The sequence below is a fragment of the Streptomyces sparsus genome, from assembly GCF_054776295.1.
Window position 1 is genome coordinate 1 of record NZ_BAAHCA010000138.1, and the last position, 8,333, is coordinate 8,333.

General features: G+C 71.5%; 6 protein-coding genes. 2 read left to right on the forward strand and 4 right to left on the reverse strand.

Features of this window, described 5'->3' with window-relative positions:
* Positions 1–280 precede the first annotated feature (280 nt).
* On the reverse strand, positions 281–856 hold the full coding sequence (locus ACYVE9_RS09900; RefSeq protein WP_461027388.1) for a BTAD domain-containing putative transcriptional regulator: 576 nt from the start codon (positions 854–856) through the stop codon (positions 281–283).
* A gap of 725 nt (positions 857–1,581) precedes the next feature.
* Here ACYVE9_RS09900 and ACYVE9_RS09905 point away from each other — a divergent pair.
* The gene (locus tag ACYVE9_RS09905; protein WP_461027389.1) at positions 1,582–2,748 is read left to right on the forward strand and encodes a cytochrome P450; all 1,167 of its coding nucleotides are present in this window, start codon (positions 1,582–1,584) and stop codon (positions 2,746–2,748) included.
* A 121-nt stretch (positions 2,749–2,869) separates the two neighbouring features.
* Here the strand turns inward: ACYVE9_RS09905 and ACYVE9_RS09910 are convergent, their stop codons facing one another.
* Genes ACYVE9_RS09910 through ACYVE9_RS09920 form a run of 3 tightly spaced genes read right to left on the reverse strand, consistent with a single transcriptional unit; the run spans position 2,870 to position 7,212 of the window.
* A complete protein-coding gene (locus ACYVE9_RS09910) occupies positions 2,870–4,462 on the reverse strand; it encodes a nickel transporter (RefSeq protein WP_461027390.1) in 1,593 nt (530 codons plus the stop codon).
* Positions 4,463–4,465: 3 nt separating this feature from the next.
* On the reverse strand, positions 4,466–5,677 hold the full coding sequence (locus tag ACYVE9_RS09915; RefSeq protein WP_461027391.1) for a tetratricopeptide repeat protein: 1,212 nt from the start codon (positions 5,675–5,677) through the stop codon (positions 4,466–4,468).
* A 47-nt stretch (positions 5,678–5,724) separates the two neighbouring features.
* Positions 5,725–7,212 carry a DUF4331 domain-containing protein gene (locus ACYVE9_RS09920; protein ID WP_461027392.1) on the reverse strand — a complete coding sequence of 496 codons (1,488 nt, stop codon included), beginning with the start codon at positions 7,210–7,212 and terminating at the stop codon, positions 5,725–5,727.
* 297 nt (positions 7,213–7,509) lie between these two features.
* Between ACYVE9_RS09920 and ACYVE9_RS09925 the strand changes: the two genes are divergently transcribed.
* Positions 7,510–8,202, forward strand: a complete 693-nt coding sequence (locus ACYVE9_RS09925; protein WP_461027393.1) for a hypothetical protein — start codon at positions 7,510–7,512, stop codon at positions 8,200–8,202.
* Positions 8,203–8,333 lie beyond the last annotated feature (131 nt).

The following is an 8,333-nucleotide window of genomic DNA, read 5'->3' on the forward strand; positions in this document are numbered from 1 at the left end:
CTCCGGTCGGGCCGCCGTCCATCGCGGGTTCCGCGCGCCTCCGTCGCCGTGCCAGGCGGCGTTCGCATCGGCAGTGCCGCACATGGCGTTCCCTCCCGCCCGGTGCCCGCCTCCACCGGCCTCGCGTGTGCGAAGCCGGTGTGGCGCCAGACCAGGCCACCCGCCGGGCTGCCCAGGCAGTCGGAGACCGCCACCCGGCCGGCGTGGGTGCGCTATCCCCGGTCCAGGCAGACCAGCAACAGTGGCGGGTCCTGCGACAGTGAGGACACCGCGCTTGCCGTCAGGCCCCGTGGGGCCCCGTTCCGTCGCAGCACGTCACGACCGTGACGGGGGAGGCGAGGGAGGCCATGGCGGCGCGGCGCGCACGGCGAGGGAGGTCTTGCCGCTGCCGCCCATGCCGTCGATGGCGACGATGAGCGGTCCGGTGCCGGGCGCCTTCTCCACGTACCCGAGCAGCTGGCGGACCTCCTCCTGGCGGCCGGTGAAGTCGCCGAGGTCGTAGGGGAGAGTGGAGGGCGAGGCCTCCGAGGAACTCGCGGACCTTGGTGAACTCCTCCAGTGCCTCGGCCTTCCGTCCGGACCGGAAGAGGGCGAGCATGAGCTGTCCGCGCAGCGTCTCCCGAAGCGGGTTCGCCTCGATGAACTCTCGCAACTCACCGATGAGTTCGCTGGTCTCACCCGCAGCGAGGCGCAGCTCGAGGAGCTGCTCGACGGCGGTCAGCCGACGCTCCTCCAACGCCACGGAAGCCGCGCAGAGCACGGAGCCGCCTACCCGGACGCGTTCCGGTCCGTCCCAGCATTCGAACGAGCCGAGAATGCGGAACCGTACCCCGTGCTCCGCATCGTTCTCGCCCATGACACGCGTTCCTCCGACGTCCCCAGCCCTGCCGGCCCCGGCTGCACCATCACATCAGCCCACTTCGGCGGGCGGCAAGACGACCTGCCTCGCCGGGGCCGCGCTCGCCGCCCACCACGTGAGAATCGGGAATGCCTCGTGCGTAGTGTCGCGATCGGGTGCCCTGACGGGAAGTGCGGCGGACCGATGACGTCGAATGGTGCGGCAAGGCGATCTCGGAGCCTTGCGGAGCGCCTTGGGCCGACGGGCGGCACCGCCCGCGGAACGTGGCCCGGGGCGCCGGTGGAGTCGCTGTCTTTGGCCGGTTCTACCGGTTCACCCGGTTCGGCCATGTGTGTAGCGTCATGGTGCAAAAGGTGCGCTCAGGGCCGACCGCGGGCCGGCCAGCGAGGGTCACCGATCAGAAGGAGGACCACCATGAACTGGGTCACCAGCGGATTTCGGGCGTTCAGCGGTGAGATGCGCGCACGCTGGCACGGGTACTTCGTCGGCTACGGGCGGCGCGACTGATGTCGGGCCGGCCAGGACAGCGCAGAGTACTGCGGCAGGAGGGCGACGGGTCGAGGGTCCGCAGGGTCGTCCGGGCGTTCAGCGGTGAAAATCGCGCGCGCGTCCACGGTTACGGCGACAGGTACGGACGCACAGCCTGAATCAGCTCCTCGTGCGGGAGGGGACGCGTAGCCGGACGTGCGCGTTCCCTCCCTGCGGGACAGGCGGAGGATCTCGTGTTCTTGGACAGGCAGAGCCTTTGGCCCCACCTTCAACGATGGGAGCAGTCGGCGGCGGAGGCCGAAGGCCCGTTCAGGCTCCGCTTCGGCACTCTCTTCGTCGCCGATGCGGACGCGGCCCGGGACGTGCTGGTCGATTCGGCCGACGAGTACCTGCCGCAGTCCGGATTCTTCCGCCTCGGACCCACGCCTCTCCCGCAATCGCTTCGAGCCGAGGCGTCACGCGGACTCGTCAAGGTCCTGGCCCGTCACGATCTCCCCGCGTCGTTCGACGTCGACTCGGCCGTCCGTGAGGCGGGTGACAGGCGCGGACGCCTGCGGCACCAGCGTTGGGGAGCCCGAGTGGTCCGGCGGTACTTCGCACCGGTGATAGCACACGGGCGCCACAGCGAGATCAACTCACTCGTCGACGACTACGTGACGTCGAGCGTCATCGCCGACGACATCGTCGGTCACGCGGTGCGGCGCCCCCATCGCTCGGTACCGCGCATCCGGGCCAAACTCGCCGACCGCCTGGGGCAGTTGCCGGCGCAGGACGCCGAAGCGCAGGACCTCGTCGACGTGGTGCTGAGTCTGCACGGGGAACTGTCGCCGGCGGATCGCGCGCAGTTGCTGCAGCGGCTCGTCCTGTCCGCCGTCGGTTTCACCGGTGTGACCCTGGAATGGTTGGTGCTGCTCGGTGTTCAGTACGGGTACAACGGCCCAGCGGTACGTCCGGAAGAGATCCGTTCCCTGGTCAAGGAGGTGTTGCGCCTCTACCCGACGGCGTGGCGTCTGGCCAGGGTGGCCGCCACCGATCACGAGATCGCGGGCGTCCCGGTGCGCGAGGGCGAACACGTCCTGATCGGCACGCACGCGCTCCACCGGTCGGCGGCCGTATGGGACGAGCCGCTTGACTTCCGTCCCACGCGCTGGGAGAAATCGACCGAGGAGCAGAGACGGGCCTACCTTCCTTTCGGGAAGGGGGAGGGGATGTGCCCGGCGAACGGATTCGCCGTCAAGGCCTTGGAACACCTGGGCTGCCTCATCCTTCGCCACTACCGCGGAGAGGTACGGCTCCGCAGGCGAAGGCCCCACGTCCGCACGCTCCTGGCGCCCCCGGCGGGCTGGACCCGCCTCTCCAGGACATCACAACCGGACAGGCAGAACCGAGACGACGCCTGAACCTCGTCAGCACGCCGAGGACCCGGAGCGTGATGGTCAAGCACCACAGCAGAAGCTTCGACTTCGCCGACGTGATCACGCTCCTGATCCGGCGTTCCGGCTTCCGGCACTTTCTTCGGGTTCAGAGCGCGAGCAGGCTGCGCAACGTGAGGCTGACGCCCACGGTGAGGACGGCGAGAGCCGTGAGGACCGTCGCGTAGCGGGTGTATCGGCGGAGGGAGGGCAGGCGGCGTTCGCTCAGAGCGACGAATCTGCTGCCGCCGCCGGAGAGCAGCAGGCCGGCGGCGGTGAGGGTGAGGGCCATACCGACGCCGTAGCCGACGACGAGCAGGACGCCGAAGAAGGTCCGGCTCAGTGCGACGGCGCCCAGCAGGACGACGAGGGCCGAGGGGCTGGGCACCAGACCGGCCGCCAGCCCCACACCGAGGAGCGCGGGGAGACCGGCGCGGCGTGGCTTCTTCTCCTTGCGGGAGTCGGTCTCGTGGACGTGTTCGCCGTGGTCGCGTGCGGGGGCGGTCGCGTGTTCATGACCATGGGGACGGCCATGACGGTGGACGTGCGCGTGTTCCCGTGTCTCGCTGTGTGTGTGCCCGTGGCTGTGTCCGTGGTGCCAGTGCGTCGGAGGCCGCCCCGTGCGCAGAGCCCGTACCGCCGTCACCGCCAGGACCGTCCCCAGTACCGCGATCACCGCACCGCTGACCGCCCCCAGCCATGCCAGCAGGTGCTCCCCGACGAGCCCGCCGCCCGCGGTGAGGAGGAGGCCCATGACCAGGACCCCCGCGGTGTGGGTGGCCGTGACCGTCGTCCCCACCGCGAGAGCGGCGCGGACGCCGCCTTCCCGGCGGGCCAGGCACGCGGCGACGGCGAGTTTGGCGTGCCCGGGCAGTGCCGCGTGGCCCGCGCCCAGAAGCAGGGTCAGCAGGACGGCGAGGAGGCCCACGGGCAGAGTGAGGTCCCGGCCGGCGGTCAGGCCGGTGAGCCGGTGCTCCAGCGCCGGAAAGAGAACGGTGCCGCGGTCCACAGCCCGAACTGCTGGTCCCTGGCCCGGTGCCACCGGCCCGGGGGCACCGGGAGCGGCCTCTTCCGCGCCTGGTCGGGTACGCAGCTCCGCCCTGGCCACGTCGAGCGGTTGTTCGTCCCCGTCCCGCGGGTAGCGGCGCAGTGCCTCGCTCGGGCTCGCGGAGGGAACCGAGGACTCGGCCAGCCGCACGCGATCGCCCGGGACCGCGGTGATCTCCTTCCAGCCGGACCGTGTCACGTCCGCCCCTGAGGCGAAGGAGATGTCGGTGGGCCGGGAGAGATCGGCGTCAGCTCGCAGGGCGCAGGTCAGCCGGGCCACGGGGACTCCCGCGGCCCCCTTTCCGTACGTCAGGGTGGAGCGGTCCACCTGCCAGGTGAGGTGCTCACCGCCCACCGAGATCCTGCTGCGGCCGGCGAGTCGGGCACATCGCTCGGCTGCCCGGTCCGCCGCCTCGGCTGGGGAGATCGTCCCGTCGCGGTCGGTGTCCGTCACCGCTTCGTCCTGCGCGGTGGGGATCTCCGCGCTGTCGACGACGGCGGTGTCCTCGATCCGGTCGTGCGACAAGCGGAGGCCGTCGTAGTGGTTGACGCTGAAGTTGCCCAGCGGGTGGGCGTGTGCCGTCGGTACGGCGGCCAGGCCGAACAGCACGAGCAGGGGCGCCGCGATGATCGCCGCGCGGCGTGGAGACTTCATCGACTACCCGTCCGGGTCGGGGCGGTACAGGGAGAGGTGGGGGTTCAGGGAGACGGCCTCGCGCAGCCGGCGGGGTCCCTCGGGCATCGCGAGGGCCTGCTCGATCGTGCCCCGGTGGTAGCGGAAGAGTGCGTTCTTCCAGCCGGTCGCGGCGGCCCGCCGTGCGTGGGCCAGGGCCTCGGTGTTCTGCCCCGCGCGGTGCAGCGCCCACCCCAGTGCGTCGGCGACGATGACGCTCCGAGCGTGCTTCCACTCCCTGCGCGCGAGCTCCACCGCGACCTTCGGGTCACCGTGGTCGGCTGCGTAGAGGATGAGATGCGGGTCGACGGGACCGCCGTCCGCGCGGGCCATCCGTACCTGCGCGGACAAGGCGGCCCGCTCGCTCCCGTGGCGGGAATCCCCGCTCGCGCGTCGAAGCTCCAGTGCCTCCAGCAGGAACCGGGGCAGCGGCGTCCGTTCGACGAGCCGCGCGTACAGGTCGAGTGCCTTGCCGGTGTGTCCGCGTGCGGCGGCCACCCGGGCGAGTCCGGCTCGCCCGTACGGGTGGTCCGGCACGGCGGCCAGGGCGCGCCGGTAGTGCCGTTCCGCCTGGTCCGCCTCGCCCTGGGACCAGGCCAGGTCACCCAGGCGGGCCTCGGCGAAACCCCGTTCTTCCGGTGTGGCCGCACTGTCCACGGCCCGCTGGAGCGCGATGGCGGCGTCCTCGGGCCGGCCGTTGGTCTCCAGGTCGTAGGCGGCTCTGCTGTAGGCGGCTGTGGCCGGGGCGATGTCGAGCATCCGCTGTACGGCTGCACGCGCCTGCGGATAGTTGCCGAGCTGGATCTCGGCGTCCGCCAGTACGGCGTAACCGTCCGGCCGGTCGGGTGCGATCCGGGTGGCGCGCAGCCCGTGTTCGCGGCCCTTCGTGAACTCGTGCCGGGCGTTGGCGAGCAACCCCTGCCCCGTGACGGCCCCGTAGTTGTCCGTGGTGTCGAGGGCGAGGGAGCGGCGCAGCGCCCTGTCGGCGGCGTCAAGCCGGCCCGCGTCGAGAGTGGTGCGGGCCTGTTCGATCTCGGCGCGGGCCAGGCCGGCCCAGGCGGCCGGGTCGTCGGGGTATGCCTCGGTCCGCTTGCGGGCGGCGTCGGCAGGGCTGGTGCCGGCGCTGTGTGAGCCCGCAGGGGCAGCGGTGGCCGGTGGCCGGGAGGTGTCAGGACCGAGGTACAGAAGGCCCGCCACACACCCGGCCACGGCCGCCGCCGCACCCACGGCCGTGATCAGATGCCTCACGGGCCCGCGTGCGGGAGGTTGAGGTACGGGAAGACGGTCTGGGCGTCGGCGGGCTCCAGACCGGCGACCGGCTTGGGGAGCAGCCCCGCGGCGGACGGCCCGGCGGGCTCGCCCGCCAGCATCCGGATCAGCGGCCCGTCGATGTTGTCGTTGAGCCGCCGCCCGTTCGGGAAGCCCTGGAGGTCACCGTCGAGGACACCGTGGGCCTTGGGGTCGGTGGTGACAGGGGTGGTGAGGTTCAGGCGGAGTTGCTCGGCGAGCACGATGCGCTGGGGGTCGGCGTCGGCGTTCATCGTGTGGGTGTTGAGGTCGAAGCCGAACGTGGATCCGTTGTCCTTGCCGATGCCCTTCATGAACAGGGCCTGGATGTCGTGGCGCGGGGTCGCCGGTGCTTTGCGGCCCTGCGCCCTTTCGATCCGGTGCGGTGGCACGGGGTCGAGAGTGGCGGCCAGGAAGTCGCCCTCCAGGTGGTCGTCCTTCGGTGCGCGGGCCTGGAACCGGTCCTCGGGCCCGCCGGGCTCGGCCAGTCCGATGGTGGAGCCGAACAGGGCGAACGCGACGTGCGGGGTGCCCTGCCGGGAGACCTGCCGGAAGACGGGTGCCTGCTCCGCGAGACCGCGCTCCAGGTTCGCACCCTGCCGGGACACGGACGCCCACACGCCGACGACCGGGTTGCGCTTGGGATCGCCGTTCAGGGCGACCTCGCTCTTGGGCACCTGCAGGATCAGGCTGTTCACGTTCAGCGCCGACAGCGGCTGGGCATCGGGCAGCCATCCCGGCACCGGTCCGCGGGTGCCGACCGTGTACAGGCCGAACACCTGGGTGTCGGCCTTGAACGATTCCGCCGCCTGTGTGGCCACGGTCCGGCCGCCGCCGGGGAGCGGACGGATCGCCTGCGTCCGCAGCTTGCCGTAGTCGGGCATCAGGGCCCGGCCGGTGTGGGTGGGGGAGGCGACGGCGTCCTTCAGCAGCGTCCGAGTGGCGCCGCCCGCACCGACCTTCTCCAGCGTGTACTTCTGACGTACCGCGAGCGACCGGTCGTCGAGCGAGTTCACCGGCAGGGGCCCGACTTTCGGCCCTGCCCCGAACGGCCTGCGGTCCTCGTCCCGGAAGGTCCAGCGGTAGGTGGTGTCGGGGGCCCCGTCACCATCGGCGTCCGTGTGGATCTCGTACCGGGCACCGGTCGCGAACGGGAAGTCCACCAGCGCGTTGGCCGCGGTACCGGGCACTTGGAAGGGGCGGACGTTCGCGACGAGCGTGACCATGTCCGTGTCGTCCGGGCTGATGAAGGCGTACACGTCGGTCAGGTCCGCCGGGGAGTCGAGCACGGTCGACGGGGCGTCGATGTGCCCGCCCGCCTCGCTGGTTCCCGTGAACTGCCCGGACAGGGCGGCGGCGGTGAGCGCGACCGTGGTGGCGGCGAGGACAGCGAGCCGCCGGCGGGACGGCGGGTTGGTCGCGGAGGTTCTGGGGGTTCCCGGCACGCGTGTCTCCAGGGCTGTGGATGGGGGAGTCACCACAGCCAACAGCGCCGATGATCTTGGCGTGACCCTTACGCGTCACACATCACTCGTCGCGTGACTCTTTTCCCCCGGTTGGCCCAACAAGCGGCACTGTTCGTCGCGAAGTCATGCGGCGATGGACATACTCGCCGAGAAGTCGATCTTCGACCGCGTCGTTGCCCGTCGGAGAACTCGGTTCGCAGACCCGGCTGTTGGGCCTGCCCGGAATGAGCTCCGACGCGCTCCCGCCCCTCCACAGACTGGAAACGCCCTATGCGCATGCACGCACTCCGTCGGCTCACCGTCCTCGCCGCCGTGGCCGCGCTCTCCGTACCCCTCGCTCTGACCTCGTCCGGAGCAGCCGCCCAGCACCCGGCCAGCACCCCCAGGACGGCAGCCGCCGATCCGCTGCCGGGCGCCTACATCTCCCCGTGGGGCGACGCCCGGGTGGAGATCGGTGACGAGACCCTGGCCTGGATGGAGCGCGAGGGCATCACCGTGGAGGCCATCAGCCCGTTCGTGATGGACGCCGACGGCCGGGGCTTCAGCATGCCGATCGGTTCGACCGCCGGTGACGGGCTCGACACCAAGGGACGCATCTTCTACCCCGGCGGCCTCAGGATCCAGCACCAGGAATCCGGCAGGACGATCACCCTGAAGTCCACGTTCATCCGTGTCATGCCGACACCCGCCTACTCCGCAGGCGTGTCGGTCGACGGCAAGCAGCTCCTGGAGGAGGTAGTGGTCGCCGAGTCCACCTACGCCGAGGTCATGGCGGGCGCCCGCCCCAGCCCCACGGGCTTCCGCATCAAGAAGGCCCCGTTCTACGTCACGGAGGAAGCCGCGAACCTCTTCGCGGCGGCCACCGGAGCCACAGCTCCGCGCGCCGGCAGTCTCTTCGGCACGCTCACGCCCAACTTCGACTACGTGCCGAACGCGGCGAAGCCGCCGATGTTCCCGACCTTCCCGTAACGGCCGGCCCCACCGGAAGGCCGGGGCCGATGTCCGGCACGCGCCACGCCTCCCGGCGGCTCGGGCTGCCACCCTTCCGCCCCGGCCATCCCGGCAACGGACTGTGCGGGGCCACCGCGGTCGACGCTGTG